The sequence below is a fragment of the Streptomyces sp. NPDC059564 genome, assembly GCF_042735575.1.
Lineage (GTDB): Bacteria > Actinomycetota > Actinomycetes > Streptomycetales > Streptomycetaceae > Streptomyces.
This window is the reverse complement of record NZ_JBHWBP010000135.1, coordinates 1-18,998: the sequence shown is the minus strand read 5'-3', so window position 1 is coordinate 18,998 and position 18,998 is coordinate 1. Positions and strand designations below refer to the sequence as shown.

20 protein-coding genes are annotated in these 18,998 nt (G+C 72.2%); 6 read left to right on the top strand and 14 right to left on the bottom strand.

Features of this window, described 5'->3' with window-relative positions; genetic code table 11:
* Nucleotides 1-189 precede the first annotated feature (189 nt).
* A complete protein-coding gene (locus ACFV0Q_RS22450) occupies nucleotides 190-912 on the top strand; it encodes a DUF4232 domain-containing protein (RefSeq protein WP_385008008.1) in 723 nt (240 codons plus the stop codon).
* 242 nt (nucleotides 913-1,154) lie between these two features.
* Here ACFV0Q_RS22450 and ACFV0Q_RS22445 read toward each other — a convergent pair whose 3' ends face one another.
* From ACFV0Q_RS22445 to ACFV0Q_RS22435, 3 genes are all read right to left on the bottom strand, one after another.
* Nucleotides 1,155-1,955: a DUF4190 domain-containing protein gene (locus tag ACFV0Q_RS22445; protein ID WP_385008006.1), complete on the bottom strand. Its 801-nt coding sequence runs from the start codon at nucleotides 1,953-1,955 to the stop codon at nucleotides 1,155-1,157.
* Between the two features lie 275 nt (nucleotides 1,956-2,230).
* Complete coding sequence (locus ACFV0Q_RS22440; RefSeq protein WP_385008004.1) at nucleotides 2,231-2,779, bottom strand: hypothetical protein; 549 nt, start codon at nucleotides 2,777-2,779, stop codon at nucleotides 2,231-2,233.
* A 2-nt stretch (nucleotides 2,780-2,781) separates the two neighbouring features.
* Nucleotides 2,782-3,345, bottom strand: a complete 564-nt coding sequence (locus tag ACFV0Q_RS22435; RefSeq protein WP_385008002.1) for a hypothetical protein — start codon at nucleotides 3,343-3,345, stop codon at nucleotides 2,782-2,784.
* A 295-nt stretch (nucleotides 3,346-3,640) separates the two neighbouring features.
* On the opposite strand from ACFV0Q_RS22435, the gene ACFV0Q_RS22430 reads away from it, so the two are divergent.
* On the top strand, nucleotides 3,641-4,024 hold the full coding sequence (locus tag ACFV0Q_RS22430; protein WP_385008001.1) for a VOC family protein: 384 nt from the start codon (nucleotides 3,641-3,643) through the stop codon (nucleotides 4,022-4,024).
* 127 nt (nucleotides 4,025-4,151) lie between these two features.
* Here ACFV0Q_RS22430 and ACFV0Q_RS22425 read toward each other — a convergent pair whose 3' ends face one another.
* Complete coding sequence (locus ACFV0Q_RS22425; protein WP_385008000.1) at nucleotides 4,152-4,820, bottom strand: HAD family hydrolase; 669 nt, start codon at nucleotides 4,818-4,820, stop codon at nucleotides 4,152-4,154.
* Nucleotides 4,821-4,949: 129 nt separating this feature from the next.
* Here ACFV0Q_RS22425 and ACFV0Q_RS22420 point away from each other — a divergent pair, with 129 nt between their 5' ends.
* Nucleotides 4,950-5,381 (top strand): hypothetical protein, encoded by a 432-nt coding sequence (locus ACFV0Q_RS22420; RefSeq protein WP_385007998.1) that lies wholly within the window; start codon nucleotides 4,950-4,952, stop codon nucleotides 5,379-5,381.
* Between the two features lie 23 nt (nucleotides 5,382-5,404).
* Here ACFV0Q_RS22420 and ACFV0Q_RS22415 read toward each other — a convergent pair whose 3' ends face one another.
* The 6 genes from ACFV0Q_RS22415 to ACFV0Q_RS22390 all read right to left on the bottom strand — a co-directional run bounded on the left by ACFV0Q_RS22415 (nucleotide 5,405) and on the right by ACFV0Q_RS22390 (nucleotide 9,372).
* On the bottom strand, nucleotides 5,405-5,863 hold the full coding sequence (locus tag ACFV0Q_RS22415; RefSeq protein WP_385007996.1) for a MarR family winged helix-turn-helix transcriptional regulator: 459 nt from the start codon (nucleotides 5,861-5,863) through the stop codon (nucleotides 5,405-5,407).
* Nucleotides 5,860-6,354 carry a MarR family winged helix-turn-helix transcriptional regulator gene (locus tag ACFV0Q_RS22410; RefSeq protein ID WP_385007994.1) on the bottom strand — a complete coding sequence of 165 codons (495 nt, stop codon included), beginning with the start codon at nucleotides 6,352-6,354 and terminating at the stop codon, nucleotides 5,860-5,862. The genes ACFV0Q_RS22415 and ACFV0Q_RS22410 overlap by 4 nt, the downstream gene beginning before the upstream one ends.
* A 63-nt stretch (nucleotides 6,355-6,417) precedes the next feature.
* Complete coding sequence (locus ACFV0Q_RS22405) at nucleotides 6,418-7,239, bottom strand: lipase family protein (protein WP_385007992.1); 822 nt, start codon at nucleotides 7,237-7,239, stop codon at nucleotides 6,418-6,420.
* A 559-nt stretch (nucleotides 7,240-7,798) separates the two neighbouring features.
* Nucleotides 7,799-8,206, bottom strand: coding sequence for an arsenate reductase ArsC (locus ACFV0Q_RS22400; RefSeq protein WP_385007990.1), 408 nt, complete (start codon nucleotides 8,204-8,206; stop codon nucleotides 7,799-7,801).
* Nucleotides 8,207-8,239: 33 nt separating this feature from the next.
* Entirely contained in the window at nucleotides 8,240-8,980 is a 741-nt protein-coding gene (locus ACFV0Q_RS22395) for an aquaporin (protein ID WP_385007988.1), read from the bottom strand.
* The gene (locus tag ACFV0Q_RS22390; RefSeq protein WP_385007986.1) at nucleotides 8,977-9,372 is read right to left on the bottom strand and encodes an ArsR/SmtB family transcription factor; all 396 of its coding nucleotides are present in this window, start codon (nucleotides 9,370-9,372) and stop codon (nucleotides 8,977-8,979) included. The genes ACFV0Q_RS22395 and ACFV0Q_RS22390 overlap by 4 nt, the downstream gene beginning before the upstream one ends.
* A 103-nt stretch (nucleotides 9,373-9,475) precedes the next feature.
* Here ACFV0Q_RS22390 and arsM point away from each other — a divergent pair, with 103 nt between their 5' ends.
* On the top strand, nucleotides 9,476-10,234 hold the full coding sequence (gene arsM / locus ACFV0Q_RS22385) for an arsenite methyltransferase (protein ID WP_385007984.1): 759 nt from the start codon (nucleotides 9,476-9,478) through the stop codon (nucleotides 10,232-10,234).
* 21 nt (nucleotides 10,235-10,255) lie between these two features.
* Here the strand turns inward: arsM and ACFV0Q_RS22380 are convergent, their stop codons facing one another.
* On the bottom strand, nucleotides 10,256-10,492 hold the full coding sequence (locus tag ACFV0Q_RS22380) for a hypothetical protein (protein WP_385007982.1): 237 nt from the start codon (nucleotides 10,490-10,492) through the stop codon (nucleotides 10,256-10,258).
* Between the two features lie 215 nt (nucleotides 10,493-10,707).
* Complete coding sequence (locus ACFV0Q_RS22375; RefSeq protein ID WP_385007980.1) at nucleotides 10,708-11,136, bottom strand: Fur family transcriptional regulator; 429 nt, start codon at nucleotides 11,134-11,136, stop codon at nucleotides 10,708-10,710.
* A 265-nt stretch (nucleotides 11,137-11,401) separates the two neighbouring features.
* Between ACFV0Q_RS22375 and katG the strand changes: the two genes are divergently transcribed.
* Nucleotides 11,402-13,591 (top strand): catalase/peroxidase HPI, encoded by a 2,190-nt coding sequence (gene katG / locus ACFV0Q_RS22370; protein ID WP_385007978.1) that lies wholly within the window; start codon nucleotides 11,402-11,404, stop codon nucleotides 13,589-13,591.
* A 209-nt stretch (nucleotides 13,592-13,800) separates the two neighbouring features.
* Nucleotides 13,801-15,408 carry an alpha/beta hydrolase gene (locus tag ACFV0Q_RS22365; RefSeq protein WP_385007976.1) on the top strand — a complete coding sequence of 536 codons (1,608 nt, stop codon included), beginning with the start codon at nucleotides 13,801-13,803 and terminating at the stop codon, nucleotides 15,406-15,408.
* Between the two features lie 92 nt (nucleotides 15,409-15,500).
* On the opposite strand, the gene ACFV0Q_RS22360 is transcribed toward ACFV0Q_RS22365, so the two are convergent.
* Nucleotides 15,501-16,280: a thioesterase II family protein gene (locus ACFV0Q_RS22360; protein WP_385007974.1), complete on the bottom strand. Its 780-nt coding sequence runs from the start codon at nucleotides 16,278-16,280 to the stop codon at nucleotides 15,501-15,503.
* 32 nt (nucleotides 16,281-16,312) lie between these two features.
* The coding region (locus ACFV0Q_RS22355; RefSeq protein ID WP_385007972.1) for a type I polyketide synthase at nucleotides 16,313-18,998 on the bottom strand (2,686 nt) is incomplete at its 5' end.

The window sequence follows — 18,998 nt, the reverse complement described above, 5'->3', positions numbered from 1 at the left end:
GTACTGGCCGGTCCGCACGCCGACCCCCGCAGCATGCGCGTCGGTGTCAGGGCCCGACCCCGCCGTTACGACGGAACCGTTACCGCCACATACGAGAGCTGTAACGGTGCCCCGAGGCGACGTGAATCCGCAGGTCAGGGTGGGCATCCTGTCCAGGCCAATCCAGTACGCCGGCAGCCACGGGGGCTCATGATGCGCACATCCCGCAAGACCACCCACGCCCGGACGCTCGGCGCCCTCGGCCTCGCCACCGCCGCGCTCCTGGCCGCCACGGCCTGCGAGCCCGGCGACGACAAGGCCGGCGCCACCCCGCCGCCGAAGTCCTCCCCCTCCACTTCCGCGTCGCCTTCCGTCTCCGCGTCCGCGCCGGTCGTCCCCTCGGCCTCCGCGCCGTCCTCCGCCAAGCCCTCCGCGTCCTCCCCCGCGCCGGGCCGTCCGGGCGAGGCCGAGGGCGACCCCACGGGCATCGACGGCAACTGCCCCGACGACTCCACCGAAGTCAAGGTGGAGTGGGCCGTGCCACCCGCCAAGGACGACTCGAAGCTCCTGTTGACCGTCACCAACACCAGCACCAAGCCGTGCAAGCTGCGGACCTATCCCGTACTCCGGCTGAACGACGGCCACGGCCGGCTCGTGGGGGTCTTCGAGAACTCCAAGCCGCAGACGGAGGTGACCCTCGCCCCCGGCAAGGTGGCCTACGCGGGTCTGCTCCTGCGCCAGAGCAACAAGGACGTCAGCACCCTCGTGAAGAACATGGCCCTCGCGCCGCACGGTCAGAGGCCCGACAACAACACGGGTGAGGGCGTACTCCTGGAGATGCCGAAGGGCGGCGTCTACGTGGACGACAAGGCCCGCGTGACCTACTGGAACAGCAGCTCGGAAGCCGCCGCATCGCCGCTGTTCCCCCACTGACAGGGCCGCCCGGCACCGCCTTCACGCCGAGCAGCAGGGCAGGCTCGCCCGGCTCTCGGCACGGCGAAGGCCAGGTCGGCTCCGCACAGCGCGCGAGGGGGTTCCCGCGACGGTTGTCGCGGGAACCCCGGCCACGATCGGCGTGCTGCGCTGCTGCCCATGCGTTCAGGGGCGGCGGGCCACCGCGGACATCGGCGCCATCAGACGGACCGGCATGACGACGTCCGACCTGCGATCACGGTTCAGGAATGCTGGGCGCGGACCGAGCCGGTGCTCGCGCCGCTGGCGTCGCCGATGAAGCAGGTGACCTTGCGGTCGCCGAGCGTCCAGGTGGCGGACTGCGGGAAGTAGTAGTACACCTCCAGCTTCTCCGAGAGCTTGGCGTCGTTGCCCACGTAGTCGGTGAGCAGCGTGCCGCCGCACTTCTCCTCGGCCATCGAGACGACCTTCGCCGAGCCGGGGTACGGGCCGCCCTCCAGGTTGAAGACGGCGTACGCCTCCCCCTCGTGAGGCTGCTCGCAGGGCACGACGCGTACCGAGAGGGCGGCCTGGCCGTCCTCCTTGTCCTGGTACTCCGCGAGGTCGCCGCCCGTCTTGAAGCAGTCCCCCTTGCGGATGTCGTTGACCTTGCTGGAGCCCGAGCCGGTGACCTGGCCGCTGGTGTCACGCTTCGGCGCCGGGCCGTCGTCCAGAGCTCCGGACAGGCCGAGGATCAGCAGGATGGCGTAGAACGCGATGGTCGCGCCGTGGATGGCGATCGCCGCGATGGCAAAGCCCTTGCCCTTCTCGCCACGGCTGCGGATCTGGGAGAGGGCGATGATGCCCAGAATCAGCGGGACCAGTGGCAGCGCGCAGACGATCGACATGACGAACGCCACGATGGCCAGCACGTTGGTCTTCGGCGGCGTCAGCGGCGGCGCATACCAGCCATGCGGCCCGGCGTGCGGCCCGGGCGGCCCGGGCTGTCCCGGCTGCCCGTACGGCTGCCCATAGGGCTGGCCGTAGGGCTGAGGGGACGGCGGCGGTGGCGGGGGTATGGACATGCGCGTGGCGCTCCTTGCTCGAAGGGTGGATTCGCAACCGGCAGCCGGTCGGTCATACTGCGGCCGCCGGGTGGGGTCTGATCGTCGCATGGTGCTCGGACAGTCGAGCGACGGGGCGGCGCCGCACGACCGGTACGGCTGTCCTGGTCACCGGGCGCTGTACCTTCGTGCGGATTGCCGGCGGCCGGTCAGGATCCATGCCTCGCACGGGGGCAGCCCTCCGACTGACGTCGATTCGCCCGATCACCTTCCGGGCTGCCCTCCCCCGCCGGGAATCAGCCCGCGTGCACGTCCTCGCAGCCGCTGTTCGCGCCGGTGTCGGGTGTCGTGGCCAGGGCCCGCTTCCAGTGGTCCCGTTCCCCGGCGATGCCCCGCTGCGCCGGCTCGGAGTACCACGCCCACGCCTCACTGCCCGCGGTGTCCGTCGTCGATCCCGACTGGACCGCGATGACGTACTGGCGGCCGGGCTCCAGCACCGTGTAGCGGTCCGGGTCTTCTGTGGCGTAACGGCCCGGGGCGCCGCCGTTCTTCACGCCCTGTGTGACCTCCAGGACCTCTCCGAACTCCCCTTTGAGAGTCGCCAGGGTCTTCACCCGGGTCGTCAGGTAGGCGCTCCCGCCGTCCTCCCGGTACCGGGTGTTCTCGACCGCCTCCACGACGGCCACGCCCTTGGACCTCGCCGCGACGACGTCGTCCCGGCCCAGGTCGGGGCCGCACACCGCGTGCACGGTCTCGGCCTCCTGGGCGGCGACGGTGAACCAGGCCGCACCGGCGGCGGCAACGCCGGCGGCGAGGCACCCGCCGACCCACACCTTCACGCTCATGATCAGCCCCACAGCTTCTTGTAGTTGGCCTTGTCGACATCGGTCGGCACGTCGGGGTACCGGGCGACCTCCGGCCACATCACGGACCGCACGGCGCTCTTGCCGCTGCCCGACTTGTGGCACAGCCCGAGCGCGTGCCCGAGTTCGTGGGCGGCGACCATCCGGCGGGTGGCCGGGTCGAAGGTGTCCATCCGCGCCCTGTTGAAGCGGATCAGGTCCGTCGCCGCCGGGCCGGGATGGCGCGACCACACCCCGGCCGCCGCGTTCTTCGCGTCGGAGAAGTCCTCGTAGTTCAGGTCGTTGACGGTCGTCGCCGAATCCGGCGCGATCCTGATCTTCGCGCCGGAGTACGACCACGCCCCGTTCGCGTGCTGGTACTCGGCCTTGTACTTCGTACTCGCGGTCCACCGGATCTCGCCCTCGTCGACCGAACTGTCCTCACGAGTCTCGGTGGCATCGCTCCCGGACTTCGCGATGCACGGCGCCGCGGCGGCGGCGCGCGCCGGGACCGGGGCGACGAGCAGCACGGCGGCGAAGGCCGCGAGGCCCGCTGCGAGATTGCGCATCCCACCAACGGTAGAGCAGCCCCGGCTGAGGACGATCGTTTCAGCGGCCGACCTGGTCGGTCGCACCGCTACACTCCAACTCAGCGGGACTGCGCGGTCCCTCAGGGTGCGGGGCTGTGGCAGAGCGGCTCATCGCGATCCCGGACACCGGAGGTCCCTGGTGGCCGGGACTAGCGGCCGATCGCCGGACCTGGCCGTCGGCCCCGCGGGTTCGAATCCCGTCGGTCCCGCACCCGGCTGCTCGCCAACGTCGGCTGAACGGCGCGTCTCGGGTTGCCTACGTACACTGACGGGCATGGCATGCCGCATCAGTGAGCTGGTCATCGACGCCGCCGACCCCGACCGGCTCGCCGCGTTCTGGAGCCAGGTCCTCGGCTACGTCGAACTCGGCCGGGAGGACGACGGCAGCATCGAGATCGGCCCGCCGGACGTCGGCTTCGGCGGCCCGCAGCCCAGCCTCATCCTCAGCCCCAGCAGCGACCCGCGGACCGGGAAGCTTCCCCTGCACATCGACGTCAACCCCACCGACCGCGACCAGGACGCCGAGCTGCGGCGGCTGCTCGCTCTCGGCGCCAGGCCCGTCGACGTCGGCCAGACCGGCACCGAGAACTGGCACGTCCTGGCCGACCCGGAAGGCAACGAATTCTGCCTCCTGCACACCCGCCTCCAGCCTCTCTGACCACGTGCGCCCTGACCTCAAGCCGCCCGGCTGTTCGGAGGGCGTCCACCGCGGGCAGAGCCCGTGACGGCGGGGTCCGCCTCCGCGGGCGCCGCGCGTCGTCGCGGTCGCACACGCCACAATGTGATCATCCCACTCCGGCCGCCCCCTCCGGGTGGGCGAAAGCGAGGATGTGGGGGACCGCTTCGCGCAGGCTCGTGAAGTGACGGTGCACGCCCGCCACCGCAGCCGTGGTGTTGACGCCCCACACCGTCATGCCGGCCCGCAGTCCTGCTTCGATTCCGGACGGGGCGTCCTCGATGACCAGGCAGTCCTCGGGCCGGGCACCGAGCCGCTCGGCGGCCAGCAGGTAGGGCACGGGCGAGGGTTTGCCCTCCTCCACCGCGGCCGCGTCGACGATGACGGGCGGAACCGGCAGACCGGTCCGGGTGAAACGCCCGCGCACCCGGTGCTCGTAGTTGGACGTGACGAGCGCCCACTCCCCCGCTGGCAGGGTGCCCAGCAGCTCCGACGCACCGTCGAAAGCCGCGTAGATGCCGGACCGGACGTCCTCGTCCTCCAGTTCGTGCAGCGCCGCCAGGCACTCCTCCGGATCCTGGTCCGGAGCCACCTCCGCGAAGGTCTCCATCGGCCGCGTCCGCAGCGCAACCCGGTACACCTCAGCGGCGTCCAGTCCGTATCGCCCCGCCCAGGTTGCCCAGACCCGGCGCTGGTTCCCCAAGGCGTCGATCAACGTGCCGTCGACATCGAAGAGGACACACTTCCTGGGGTTGGGCCGCACAAACTCACTGGTCATGCGGTGATCATGCCAGGGAGACCCTGAAGACCCCGGGTCGGAGTCCCACAGCTGCCGATCCGCCGGGTGCCGGCCCACGACGGGGAAACCCGGTTCCACCCCGTGCAGCGCGGTACCTACGGTGGACCCGTGCACCCGAACCGAAAGCGCGAGCGCCGACCCCAGCGCCCGAAGACGGCCGTGGAGGCTGCGGTCCGGACCCTGAGCGTCGCGGGGGCCGACCTCGTGCTCGTCGGGCTCTTCTCCTCGAAGAGGAAGGAGTTCGTCACGCTCATGGACGAGGCCGAAGCGCGGGTGTCGGCCCTGGGCGGCCGCGTCGTCGGGCGCATCGTGCAGCGACGGGGTGTCTCGGACGGCGGAGTGCGCCTGATGGAGCGCCCGTTCTCCTCCCGCACCCTCCTGCGCTCCGGCAAGGTCCGCGAAGCCGCCGCGCTCCGTGAGCGGACCGCGGCCTGCGCGGTGGTGTTCCTGTCCGAGCTGACGGAATGCCAACGCCGGGTGCTGTCCGCCGCCTTGGGGTGTCCGGCGGTGAGCCTCGCCGACTGCCGCGCCGTGCGCTAGCAGTCCGGATCTTTCGGGCTCGGTCAGGCGGTCAGCGCCGAGAGTTCCGCGTTGGCGCGCTCGGCGACCAGGGCGAGGACGCGGCCGGCGGCGGCCAGGTCTTCGGCGGGTATCCCGTCCCAGATGCGGGCGGTGACGGGGGCGACCTCCGCGCCGACGGCGGCGATCAGCTCCCGCCCCGCATCCGTGGGGTGAAGGTGCGCGCCGCTCTCGACGAGTAGCTGCTTGGCCAGCAGCTGGTCGAGAGCGGCCTGGATGTCGGCCGGATCGCCCTTCAGGGAGCCCCCGACCTGGGCGACGAGGTCGTCCGGCGTCTGCGGGGCGTCGGCGGTGACGGCGGCGCGCAGGGCGACGTGCTGCTGGAACGTGATGCCGTGGCGGGCCAGGACGCGCTCCAGGACGCCGCGGGCGGCGTAGTGGGCCAGGCCGAGGGCGCGGGAGTCGGCACGGGGTGTGGCGGAGGTGGATGCGGTCGTGGTCATGGTGTTCTCCCCTGGGTGCTCTCGTCGTTCGGCAGGGATGGAGCGAGAGGTACGTCGAGCAGGGTCCTCAGTTCGTTCGTGAACGCGTGCGTCCGCGGGGCGTCGAGGCCGCCGAGCGGCTCCAGCAATTGCTGGATCAGGTCCCGGACCACCTCGATGGCCTGCCGCGTGACGGCCTGGCCCTGCTCGGTGAGGGCCAGCTGTACGGCGCGCGGGTCGTGGGGATCGCGGGTGCGTTCGACCAGGCCGGCGGACTCCAGTGCACGCGCCAGCTTCGAGACGTACAGCGCCTCCAGGCCGGTGTGATCGGCGAGTCGGCGTTGACTGGGCCGCTCGCCGGCGCGCTGCATGTCGTACAGCGACCCGACCAGTGAGTACTGCGCGTGGGTGAGGCCCAGCGGAGCCACCGCGCGATCGACCGCGACGCGCCATTTGTTGGCGAGCCGCCATACCAGGAATCCGGGTGTGGGACCCGGCGAACCCTTGCTCATATGAATAGAGTACATAGACATTATGTCTATGGCTACTATCTTCGGCCCGCACCGGCGGGCCGGTCAGGCGAGGTTGCTCTTCAGCGCTGCGATGTACTTGCCGATCGAGTGGTCGCGCACGCCGTCGCCGGCCGGGGCGAACGGATCGGCCGTCAATCCCCTGGCCCGGTCCGCGAGGCCTCCGAGCAGGGTCATCGACTCGCGGACCTTCCCCGAGGCGTCGATGTAGCGCAGCGTGTCGACGTGGGTGAAGGCGGGCTCGGGCGGGAGCTGGGGGACGATGTCGTTGTTGTTGACGAAGCGGTAGATGCGCTTGCTCAGGCCCTTGTTGCATGCGGTGGCCAGGAGGCGGTCGCAGGTGCGGGGCTGGCCGAACGTGTAGATGCCGTCCGCGGTGAGGTTGGGGGCTTCGAGGTGGAGGCGGGCGCCGGCGAGCATGGCGAGGGCACCACCGAGGCTGTGGCCGGTCAGCCAGACGCTCTGGCCGTTGGTACGCAGCTCGGCGATGGTGTCCCGTACGTCGGGGTAGACGGATGCGAGGGCTTCGCCGAATCCGTAGTGGATGTAGCCCGTGTTCGCGGGCCCGGGCCACGGCGGGGTCGTCGCGTCGGAGAGCCAGTCGCGGATCTGAGCCGGCTCCGTTCCGCGGAACGAGGTGATGATCATGTGGTCGCTGGCCATGGTGAAGGCCTGGGTGTCCTGCAGGGGGAAGGGCGGGGTGAACCGGGTGTGGTGATGGCGCACCCGGACGAAACCCCACTCGCGGGCCTTCTCCTCGATCGCGGGCTCGGTCTTGTAGGCCAGATCGGCTGCCTGGGCCAGGCAGTAGGCATGGGCGAGGCTGTAGTCCTTGGCGTGGTGGTCGATCGAAGTCGGCACGGGCACAGGAGGGTCCTCTCGGGAATCTGAGGCTGGGGAATCGACGTCCGGGGGCCGGGGCCTTGCAGGGCGGGGAGCGGGCACAAGTGACCGGCCTGGCCGCGGCGGAAGGGTTCGCTTCCCGGCTGAGGAGCGCCCCGGACGGTCCCGGACGAGCGCTCGGCGGACGCCCCCGGCCGGGCCGAGCGGCTGCGGTGCCGCGGGCAGGGTGCCCTGCACCGGAGTCTTGATCACAAGACCTGGGTGTAGCGGGGCGGCCGGTCCCGCGAACAGGGGGACGGCGGGCGATTCACCCGGTCGGACGGCTCGATTCACCGGGGGAAACGATCCCCCGGCGACGCGCACGTCGAAGGCCCCGGTCTCCTTGAGGAGGCCGGGGCCTTGATCGAGCGCTGGGCAGGCCTTGCACCTGCATCCCCCCACGGGAAGTGGGGTGTCTTTCCTTGGACCACCAACGCGAGTCCCACCACCGGGAATCCCGGGCGCGAGAAGCAAGATCAACCTTAGCCCACCTTGACCGGTCGCGCTGCACGACACGTCAGAGCGTCGCGAGGTGGTGGGGGGGTCAGGACTCCGGCAGCAGCTCGGCGATGAGGGCGCGTACGCGGTGCTCGATCTCCTCGCGGATCGGGCGGACCGCTTCGAGGCCCTGCCCGGCGGGGTCGTCGAGCTGCCAGTCGAGGTACCGCTTGCCGGGGAAGACCGGGCAGGTGTCCCCGCAGCCCATGGTGATCACGACGTCGGACGCCTGAACGGCCTCGGTGGTGAGGACCTTCGGGACCTGGGCCGACATGTCGATGCCGACCTCGCGCATGGCGGCGACGGCGGCGGGGTTGACCTGGCCGGCCGGGGCGGAGCCGGCGGAGCGGACCTCGATCCGGCCGTCGGCGAGGTGGGCCAGGAAGGCGGCGGCCATCTGGGAGCGGCCTGCGTTGTGGACGCAGACGAACAGCACGGAGGGGGGCAGGGTCATGGCGGGAACGTCTTTCCGTACGGGGGTGCGGGGTCAGCGGGCGGCTGCGGTCAGGGACGGCTCGGCCCCGGCCGCGGCGGGTGTGGCCGTCGTCGCCGGTCGCCCGAAGACCACGGCGGTCAGGGCGATGCCGAGGACGGCCCCTGCGAGCTGGGCGGCGATGAAGGGCGGGACCGAGGAGGGGGCGATGCCGGAGAAGGTGTCGGTGAAGGCACGGCCGATGGTGACGGCGGGGTTGGCGAAGCTGGTGGAGGAGGTGAACCAGTAGGCGGCCCCGATGTACGCCGGGACCAGGGCCGGAGCGAGGCCGGTGCGCCCGGCGCGGGCCAGGCCGAGGAGGGTGAAGAGCAGGCCCGTGGTGGCGACGAGCTCCCCGAGCCAGAGGTGCCCGGCGAACCGGTCGTGGTGGGAGAACTCGACCACGGGACCGGCGAACATGGCGTTGGCCAGACCTGCCCCTCCGATCGCGCCGACGATCTGGGCGGGCACGTACGCGGCGGCGTCCCGCCCGGTCAGGCTCCGCTCCGGCCGACGGCGGCCGGTCAGCCAGGTGACGAGGGTGACGACGGGGTTGAAGTGGGCCCCCGAGACGGGCCCGAGGACCGCGATCAGGACGGCCAGGGCGAACACGGTGGCCAACGCGTTGGCCAGCAGCTGGACGCCGACGTCGTGGGAGAGCGCGGCGGCCTGGATGCCGGAGCCGACCACGACCGCGACGAGCGCGGCGGTACCGATGCCCTCCGCCGTGGCGCGGCGGGCGAGCGAGCCGGTCACGCGTCCGCTCCCGCGTTCTGGGGCTGGGGCCGGGGGGCGGCGAGGAAGGCCGCGAGGCGGTCCAGGGCGGCGGGGAGCGCCCAGTAGTAGACCCAGGTGCCCCGGCGCTCGCAGTCGACCAGGCCCGCCTGCCGCAGCAGCTTCAGGTGGTGGGAGATCGTCGGCTGCGACAGCTCGAACGCCGGGGTCAGCTCACACACGCACACCTCCCCGCCGGCGCGGGAGGCGATCATCGACAGCAGGCGGAGCCGGACCGGATCCCCGAGGGCCTTGAACGTCTTCGCCAGCTCGGCCGCCTGGTCCTCGTCCAGCGGCGCGGACGCGACCGGCGGGGCGCAGCATGCGTCGCCGTCGGCGTCCTGGCCGAGTACGGTCAGCTCTTGTTTCGACATCTCTCTATGTTGACGTTCTTCGATTCAAGGCGCAAGGTTGAATCGAGATTCTTCGATACAGGCCGATCGGGGCCCTTCTCGAAGGGGTCGAAGGGAGCGCGTCATGAGCGAGCAGTCCATGGACCTGCGCGAGGCCGTTCGCCGACGGTACGCCGCGGCCGCGGTGAAGGTCGCGGAGGGCGCCGTCGCCGACTGCTGCGGGCCCGGGCCCGTGGCGGCCGACGGCACCTTCGGCGGAGCCCTCTACACCGCGGACGAGCGCGACGCCCTGCCGGGCGATGCCGTCTCCGCCTCCCTCGGCTGCGGCAACCCCGCCGCCGTCGCGGAGCTCCGCTCCGGCGAACGCGTCCTGGACCTCGGCTCCGGCGGCGGCATCGACGTCCTGCTGTCCGCGCGCCGCGTCGGCCCCACGGGCAGGGCGTACGGCCTGGACATGACCGAGGAGATGCTCGCTCTCGCCGTGGCCAACGCCGAGAAGGCCGGCGCGACGAACGTCGAGTTCCTCAAGGGCACCATCGAGGCCGTCCCGCTGCCGGCGGGCACCATCGACGTGGTCATCTCGAACTGCGTGATCAACCTGTCCACCGACAAACCGGCCGTGTTCGCCGAGGCCTTCCGCGTCCTGCGGCCCGGAGGCCGCATCGGCGTCCTGGACGTCGTCGCCGACGACGCCCTCTCGCCCGCCCGGCGCGCCGAGCGCGGCGACCACGTCGGCTGCATCGCCGGTGCCCTCTCCTTCGCCGAGTACCGCACCGGCCTGGAAGCGGCCGGGTTCACCGGTATCCAGATCACCCCGATCCGCTCCGTCGCGGACGGCATGCACTCCGCGACCGTCCGCGCCACGAAGCCGGTGACGCCGTAGCGGGCCGTGGCCGTCAGCGCGTCAGCGCGGTCTCCAGTGGTACTTCCCGCCGCCGACCCAGCGGACCTCGTCCGGGTCGTCCAGGTCGTGGATCGTGACGCCGACGGCCGCCGCGGTCAGGATCACGTCCGTCATGGACGTGGCGGTGCTGACGAACTCGCCGTCGACCTCCACGATGCGGAACGGCGGGTCACCGGAGTGCAGCCCGAGAACGGTGACCCGCGCCGGGGACATGTAGGGACTCGTGCCTTCCGTCATGCGAGCCTCGCCTCCAACGCTGGATCCGTCTGGCGTCTGCCCGGGCAGGAGCGGTTCATGCAGGCAGACCGCCCCGGCTGATCGCGTCCGCGCCAGACGGAGTCGAAGCGCAGGTCAGCGGCCACGGCGGCGCGTGGACGTAGCGCGGTGACCCACAGCGCGGCGGCCGCCACGGACGGTGCACGCCCGGACTCCTTCACCGCCGGCCATCGAGATCACGTGTGTGGCAGGCCCGGGGCACAGGAGGGGCACAGCCCGCGGTAGGTGACTTCGGCCCCGGACACCGTGAAGCCGAACCGCTCCTCCTCCGGGAGGGCGGCCAGGGGATCGCCGGTCGGGTGGACGTCGCGGATGGTGCCGCAGCCGGAGCACACCAGGTGCTGGTGCGGGTGGTGCGCGTTGGGGTCGTAGCGCTTCGCGCGGCCGTGGGCGGAGACCTCCACGACCTCACCCAGCAGGACCAGTTCGCCCAGGGTGTTGTAGACGGTGGCCCTGGAGATCTCGGGCAGCATCTGGGCGGCGCGGGCGTGCACCTCGTCGGCCGTGAGGTGCACGTGCTCTCCGTCGAGGACCTCCGCGACGACACGCCGCTGGGCGGTCATGCGCCGGCCGTGCCCTCGCAATCGCTCCAGCAGGTTACTCAATTCGGTTCACCTGTTCGGATTCTGATGGGACTGGGACGAGGCAGCCTTCCAGACCGGGCCTCCCCGTTCACCACTCCCTTGCGTGGCGCGCCGGAACAATTCCGGTTCTCGTCTCGCGGGGCGCTCTGCGTGTTCTCTTAGCGGTGCGGTCCGTGGTGCGCGACCATACGGAACGCCGACACACGCTCGGTCAGTCGGAAAAGCAGACAGCGTCAACAGCAAGCAGCCAGCAGGTGGAAACACCGAGACAGGAAGAAGGACGGACGTGTCCGGCAGCGAAAGCGAGAACCCGGCAATCCCCTCCCCGGCCCCCACGTCGACTCGCCCCAGGACGAACCGTGACTGGTGGCCGAATCAGCTGGACCTTCAGGTTCTCCACCAGCATTCGCCCCAGTCCAATCCGATGGGTGAGGACTTCGACTACGCGGCGGAGTTCGCCCATCTGGACGTCGACGCCCTGAAGCAGGACGTCTTCGACGTGATGACGACCTCGCAGGACTGGTGGCCCGCCGACTACGGCCACTACGGGCCGCTCTTCATCCGTATGAGCTGGCACGCCGCGGGAACGTACCGCATCGCCGACGGCCGGGGCGGTGGCGGTTCCGGCGCTCAGCGTTTCGCTCCGCTCAACAGCTGGCCCGACAACGCCAGCCTCGACAAGGCGCGCCGTTTGCTCTGGCCGGTCAAGCAGAAGTACGGCCGGCAGATCTCGTGGGCCGACCTGTTGGTCTTCGCCGGAAACTGCGCCATGGAGTCGATGGGGTTCAAGACGTTCGGATTCGGATTCGGACGAGAGGACATCTGGGAGCCCGAGGAAATCTTCTGGGGATCCGAGGACACGTGGCTCGGAGATGAGCGCTACCAAGGGGACAGGGAACTCACCGGGCCTTTCGGTGCCGTGCAGATGGGTCTGATCTACGTCAATCCGGAAGGGCCCAACGGCAATCCTGATCCGATCGCCGCCGCCAAGGACATCCGCGAGACGTTCAAGCGCATGGCGATGAACGACGAGGAGACGGCCGCGCTCATCATCGGCGGCCACACGTTCGGAAAGTGCCACGGCGCGGTCGGTGCCGAGTACATCGGTCCGGAACCCGAGGGCTGCCCGGTCGAGCAGATGGGCCTCGGGTGGACGAACTCGTACGGCAGCGGCGCGGGTGTCGACGCGCTGACCAGTGGGCTCGAGGGCGCGTGGACCACCGAGCCGACGAAGTGGGACAACGGGTACCTGGACAACCTGTTCACGTACGACTGGGAGCTGACGACCAGCCCGGCCGGCGCGAACCAGTGGACCCCCACGGACGCCTCGGCCCAGGGCACGGTGCCCGATGCGCACGATCCGTCGAAGCGGCACGCTCCCATGATGCTGACGACGGACCTCTCGCTGAAGCTGGATCCGGTCTACGGGCCGATCTCGAAGAGCTTCCACGAGAACCCGGCCAAGCTCGCGGATGCGTTCGCCAAGGCCTGGTACAAGCTGCTGCACCGCGACATGGGGCCCCTCGCGCGCTACCTCGGACCGTGGATTCCCGCGCCGCAGCTGTGGCAGGACCCCGTTCCCGCGGTCGATCACGCTCTGATCGGGGACGCGGAGATCGCCGACCTCAAGGCCCGGATCCTGGCCTCGGGACTGTCCGTCTCCCAGCTGGTCGGCACCGCGTGGGCGGCGGCGGCGAGCTTCCGCGGCACCGACAAGCGGGGCGGCGCCAACGGGGCCCGGATCCGGCTCGCGCCGCAGAAGGACTGGGAGGTCAACGCCCGGCCCGAGGTGGCCGAGGCGGTCCAGACCCTCGATCGGATCCGGCAGGACTTCAACGCCGCCCAGAGCGGCGGAACGAAGGTCTCCCTCGCGGATCTGATCGTCCTGGGCGGGTGCGCGGCCGTCGAGCGGGCGGCGAAGGGGGCCGGGCACGGCATCACGGTCCCGTTCGCACCGGGACGCACGGACGCCTCGCAGGAGCAGACGGACGTGGAATCGTTCGCCGTGCTCGAGCCCAGGGCCGACGGGTTCCGCAACTACCTCCGGCAGGGGGAGAAGCTGTCACCGGAGACCCTCCTGCTGGACCGCGCCAACCTGTTGACGCTGACCGCACCCGAGATGACCGTTCTGACGGGTGGCATGCGGGCTCTGAACACCGGCTTCGGGCGGTCCCCGCACGGCGTGTTCACCCGGCGGCCGGAGACGTTGACCAACGACTTCTTCGTCAACCTGCTCGACATGGGTACGGAGTGGAAGGCCTCGGCCACGGCGGAGAACGTCTTCGAAGGCCGGGACCGCGCGACGGGCGAGGTCAAGTGGACCGCCACCGCGGTCGACCTCGTCTTCGGGTCGAACTCCCAGCTCCGGGCCGTGTCGGAGGTGTACGCGTCCAAGGACGCGGGAGAGAAGTTCGTACGTGACTTCGTGACGGCGTGGGACAAGGTGATGAACCTCGACCGGTTCGACCTGGCCTGAGCCCCGTGTCCCGGTCGGCCTCTCCCCGGCCGACCGGGGCATGTCCACCCTCCCGGTCCGCGCGGGCGACAATGACCGTTCCCGTGTCTATCCCGGCCGGGTACGACGGTGCGAACCTGTCCGTGCCGCTCAGCCGAGCGCGGGCATCCGCAGGTCCCCCCGTCTTGTGCGCTGCCCCTTGCCGACGCACCACAGAGGGAGTTCGCCGCATGCAGACACGTCTGGCCGATGCCCCGCGCAAGCGAGTGGTGTGGGGGACGGCCCTCGTCCTGATCGCGGTCACCGCGCTCTTCGGGACCGCGCCCGGGGCCGCCACGGCGGCGCCCGCCCCGCCGCCCGTGCCCGTCTTGTCCTGGGGGCCCTGCGCCGACCCCGGGGACGGCTTCGAGTGCGCGACCGCCCGCGTACCGCTGGACTACCGACAGCCGACCGGCCGGACGATCCCGCTCGCGGTCACCCGGCGGCCCGCGGCCGACCGGGCCCACCGCACCGGTGTCCTGCTGCTGCACCCCGGCGGACCCGGCAACTCCGGCGTGGACTTCGCCCGTGACAGCTACGAGGCGCTCCCCGCCTCCCTCCGTGACGCCTTCGACGTCGTCGGGTACGACATGCGCGGCGTGAAGCGCAGCGGGCAGGTGGAGTGCTGGAACGACACGGAGTACTCCGCCGCCGTCGACGCCGCGCGCGGCGTACCCGGCCCGGGGGCCCTGCGCGGCGCCGTCCGGCAGGGCCTCGACTTCGCCAACGCCTGTCGGCAACGGTCCGGTGACCTCGTGCCGTTCGTCGGCACCGGCTCGAACGCCAAGGACATCGACCTGCTCCGCCAGGCCCTCGGCGAGCAGACGCTCACCTTCTACGGCCGTTCCTTCGGCAGCTACGTCGGCACCGTCTACGCCGCGCAGTTCCCCCGGCGCGTCCGTGCCATGGTCCTGGACGGCGCCTACGATCCGCGGCACTACGCCGACGTGCCGTACACCTACGACGCCGGGCAGTTCGTCGCCCTGGACGCGGCGGTCGGCCGGTTCCTGGACTGGTGCGCGCAGGAGCCCGTCACCTGCGGGTTCGGTGACGGCAAGCCGCGGCAGGCCTTCGAGGAGCTCAAGCGGGCGCTGGACGCCGACCCGGTCATCACCGCGAGCGGACGCCCGGCCACCGGCTACACCCTCGCCTACCGCCTGATGTTCAACATCAACTCGGGCAAGGAGGTCTGGCCCTACCTGGGCGAGGCCCTGCGGGCGGCCCAGGCACACCGGGGTTCGTTCCTGCTGAACCCGCCCTCCCCCGCGTCGTTCGACTTCCTCAACGTCAACATGGCCGTCGAGTGCGCCGACCGCGTCTACCCGGCCGGTCGCCTGCTCCTGGGCGCGCTGGTCAGCGCCCACGTCGCCACCGCCCCGCTGCTGGGACCCGCCATCGGTTTCGGGCCGCCCACGTACGACCACAACCACGCGCCCACCTGCGCCCAGTGGCCGGCGGAGCGCCCGAGCCGCTTCGAGGGGTCCTACCGGGCGGCCGGTTCCGCCCCGATCCTGGTCCTCGGCACGACCGGGGACCCGGACACCCCGTACCAGGACGCCGTGGCCCTGGCCGGGACGCTGGACAACGGACGGCTGCTGACCTTCGCCGCCGAAGGACACACCTCGTACAACCGCAGCGCGTGCGTCAGCGCCCTGGTCAACGACTACCTCGCCACCCTGGCGCTGCCCGCGCGGGGCACCGTCTGCGCGGACGAGACGCCCCCGGAACCGCTCGACCGTCGCACCCCGGCCATCGAGGCCGACGAGACGCGCGATGTGATCCCCGCCCTCCGCCACTGAGCGCCTTGCCCTGACCACCGGCCGCCGGGCGGGGCGGGTGTCGTGGGCGCCGGGGCCGCCCCGGCGCGGATGCTCCGGGGCGGCGGGCAGGGTCAGCGGGCGAGGGACGTGCGGAGGTGGTCCGTCATGGTCCGGATGACCTCCCGCTGGTCGCGGACCAGGTAGAAGTGGCCCTGGGAGAAGACCCGCAGGGCGAACGGCCCTTCGGTGTGGGCGGCCCAGGCCTCCGCCTCCGCGACCGTCACCTTCGGGTCGTCGCTGCCGACCATCGCGACCAGGGGGCAGTTCAGCGGCTCCGCCGGCTCGGGGGCGTAGGTTTCGGCGGCCCGGTAGTCGGCGCGGATGGCCGGGAGGATCATCCGGAGCACCTCCTCGTCCCCGAGCAGCTGGGTGTCGGTGCCGCTGAGGCTCTTGACCTCGTCGATCAGGCCACGGTCGTCGCGCAGGTGCACGGTCTCGTGGCGGGGTGCCGAGGGGGCCCGGCGGCCGGAGGCGAAGAGGGCGGCCGCGACGATGCCCTTCTCGCGCTCGAAACGGCGGGCCACCTCGAAGGCCACCGAGGCGCCCATGCTGTGGCCGAAGAACGCCAGCGGCCGGTCCGCCCAGGGCAGCAGTGCGGTGAACACCTGGTCGGCGAGTTCGGGGATGGTGTCGATGAGGGGCTCGTTGCGGCGGTCCTGCCGGCCGGGGTACTGGACGCACAGCACGTCGGCGAAGTCCGGCATGGCGCGGGCCACCGGGAGGTAGAAGCTCGCGGAGCCGCCGGCGTGCGGCAGGCAGACCAGCCGGACGGTGCTGTCGGGCCTCGGCTGGAAGCGGCGTATCCACAGGCTGTTGTCCGTGGGGGTGGCGGAGGTGGAGGTGGTGCTCATGAGCGGGTGATTCCCTTCTGGAGGACGGGTGGTCAGGACTGCTTGAGGAGCCACTCGTCGACAGCGGTCGCGGTGGACGGTGCGTACCGCTCCATCAGCGTGTAGTGGTTGCCGGGTACTTCGGTGACCGTCCGGGCGTGTTCGGGCGCCGGCGGGCGGTCGTCGGTCCCCTCTTCGCCGCCGGCCATCCCGTCGTCGGCGCGCACGACCAGCGTGGGCGCCTTGGCCACGGGGGCGTCCCAGTCCTCGAAGACGGCCAGGTAGCCGCCCATCGCGGTGAGCTGGGTGCCGGGCGCGGAGATGAAGTCGAAGCGCTCCGACTGCTCCCGTACCACCGCCGACTGGAACCGGTCGGCCATGCCGTGCGCGCGGGTGAAGCTGTCGAGCATCACGATGCCTTCGACGGGCCGGCCCAGCTCCTCCAGCCGGCAGGCGACGGCGTGCGCGACCCAGCCGCCCGAGGAGTAGCCGACGAGGACCACGGGCTCCTCGCCCGCGCACTCGGCCACGGACCGGACGTGCACCTCCACGAGGGCGGCGACGTCCTGCGGCAGCGCCTCCCCCGGGGCGAAGCCCGGCTCGGGCAGGGCCCAGACGGTGCGCCGGCCGCCGAGCGCGGCCGCGAAGCGCGCGTACTGGTGCACCCCGGAGGGGGCCATGTACGGGCCGAAGCAGATCAGCTGCGGTCCTTCGTCCCCGTGCGCCAGCCGGACCGGGTCCGGCCGGTGGTCGGCGGCCGACGCGGCGTCGAAGACCGGCCTCAGCCGTGCGGCGGCGGTGACCATCTCGATGCCCTCGGCGAGCCTGCCGAGTTCACCGGCCCGGCGGTAGAGGCCGACGAGGAGGTCGTCCTGCTCGGCGGGTGCGGCCGGTCCGGCCGGGTGGGGGCCGCCGGGGGCTTCCGTCAGGAGGGCGAGGAGCCGGGTGGTCACCGCCGCCGGGGTGGCGTGGTCGAAGACCAGGGTGCTGGGCAGCTTGAGGCCGGTGGCCCGGCCGAGCCGCTTGGCGAGCTGGACCGCGGTCAGCGAGTCGAAGCCGAGTTCCAGGAAGACGTGCCGGTCCCGTACCGCGTCGGCGGAGGGGTGTCCGAGTACGGCCGCGGCCTCCGCGCGTACGAACTCCAGGACCACCGCCTCGTGTTCGGCCCCGGGGAGTCCCGCCAGCCGGCGCACCAGGAGGGGTTCGCCTCCGTGGGGCTCCTCGTCCGCGCCGGCCTCCTCGGCGGCCAGCAGGCGGGCCACCTCGGGCAGGCCGCCGAGCAGCGGGCTCGGCCGGGCCGCGGTGAAGCCGGGCAGGAAGCGCTGCCAGTCGACGTCGGCGACGATCACCGAGGTGTCGCCGTGTTCTACCGCGCGGCGCAGGGCCAGCACGCCGAGTCCGGGGTCCATGGGATCCAGGCCGCGCAGCCGCAGCCGCTCGGTGGCGGCCTGGTCGACCATGCCGCCGCCGCCCCAGGCGCCCCAGGCGATGGAGGTGGCGGTCAGGCCGCGCGCCCGCCGGTGCTCGGCGAGGGCGTCCACGGAGGCGTTCGCCGCCGCGTAGGCGGACTGCGCGCCGCTGCCCCAGGCGGCGGCGCCGGAGGAGAACAGCACGAAGGCGTCCAGTTCGCGGTCACCGAGCAGTTCGTCCAGGTGCGCCGCGCCCGCGGCCTTCGCGCCCATGACGGCCGCGAGCTCGTCCACGGTGGTGTCCGCGAGCATGGCGGGCGTGCCGACGCCGGCCGCGTGCACCACGGCGCTGAGCGGCGGAAGGCCGGCGAGCGAGTCCAGAAGTGCGGCCACCGCCGTCCGGTCGGCCATGTCGCAGGCGGCGACCGTCACGCGGGCGCCCAGTGCCTCCAGTTCGGCGCGCAGCCCGTCCGCGCCGTCGGCGGCGGGGCCCCGGCGGCTGGTCAGCACCAGGTGTTCGGCTCCGGCGGTCGCCAGCCAGCGGGCGACCCGGCCCCCGATGAAGCCGGTGCCGCCGGTGACCAGGACGGTGCCGCGCGGCTGCCAGCCGGGCCCGGCGGGGGTCGCGGCGCCGGGCGCGCGGAGCATCCGGCGGGCGTGGCCGCCTTCGGCGCGGACCGCGATCTGGTCCTCGCCGGTGGCTGCGGACAGCGCCGCCGCCAGTCGGCGTCCGGTCCCCGTGTCGCCGGCCCGTACGTCGGCCGGCAGATCGACGAGGCCGCCCCACCGGGCCGGGTGCTCCAGGGCCACGACCCGGCCCAGCGCCCCGACCGTGGCCTGGGGTACGGAGTGGAGGGGGTCGGCGGGCCCGGTGGAGACCGCGCCCCGGGTCACGCACCACAGGGGGGCGTCGACGTCCGCGTCGCCGAGCGCCTGTACGAGGAGCAGGGTGGTGGCGAGGCCGAGCGGGACGGCGGGGTGGAGCGGGTGCGGGTGTTCGTCGAGGGCGAGCAGGGACAGCACTCCGCGTACGCCGCGGCCCGCTTCCCGCAGCGTGTCGGCGAGGGTGTGGCGGTCCTCGTCGCCCGTGACGGCCAGCCGGACGGCCTCGGCGCCGTGTGCGGCGAGGGAGTCGAGCGCCAGCTCCACCGCCGGGTCGCCGAGCCGGTCCCGCGGGACGACCGCGAGCCAGACCCCGGGCAGGGCGGGCGGCGCCGTGTCGGGTACCGGCTTCCAGCCGATCCGGTAGCGCCAGGCCTCCGTGGCGGCCTCGTCGCGGCGGCCCCGGTGCCAGGCGTGCAGCGCCGGGAGCGCGGAGCGCAGGGTGGTG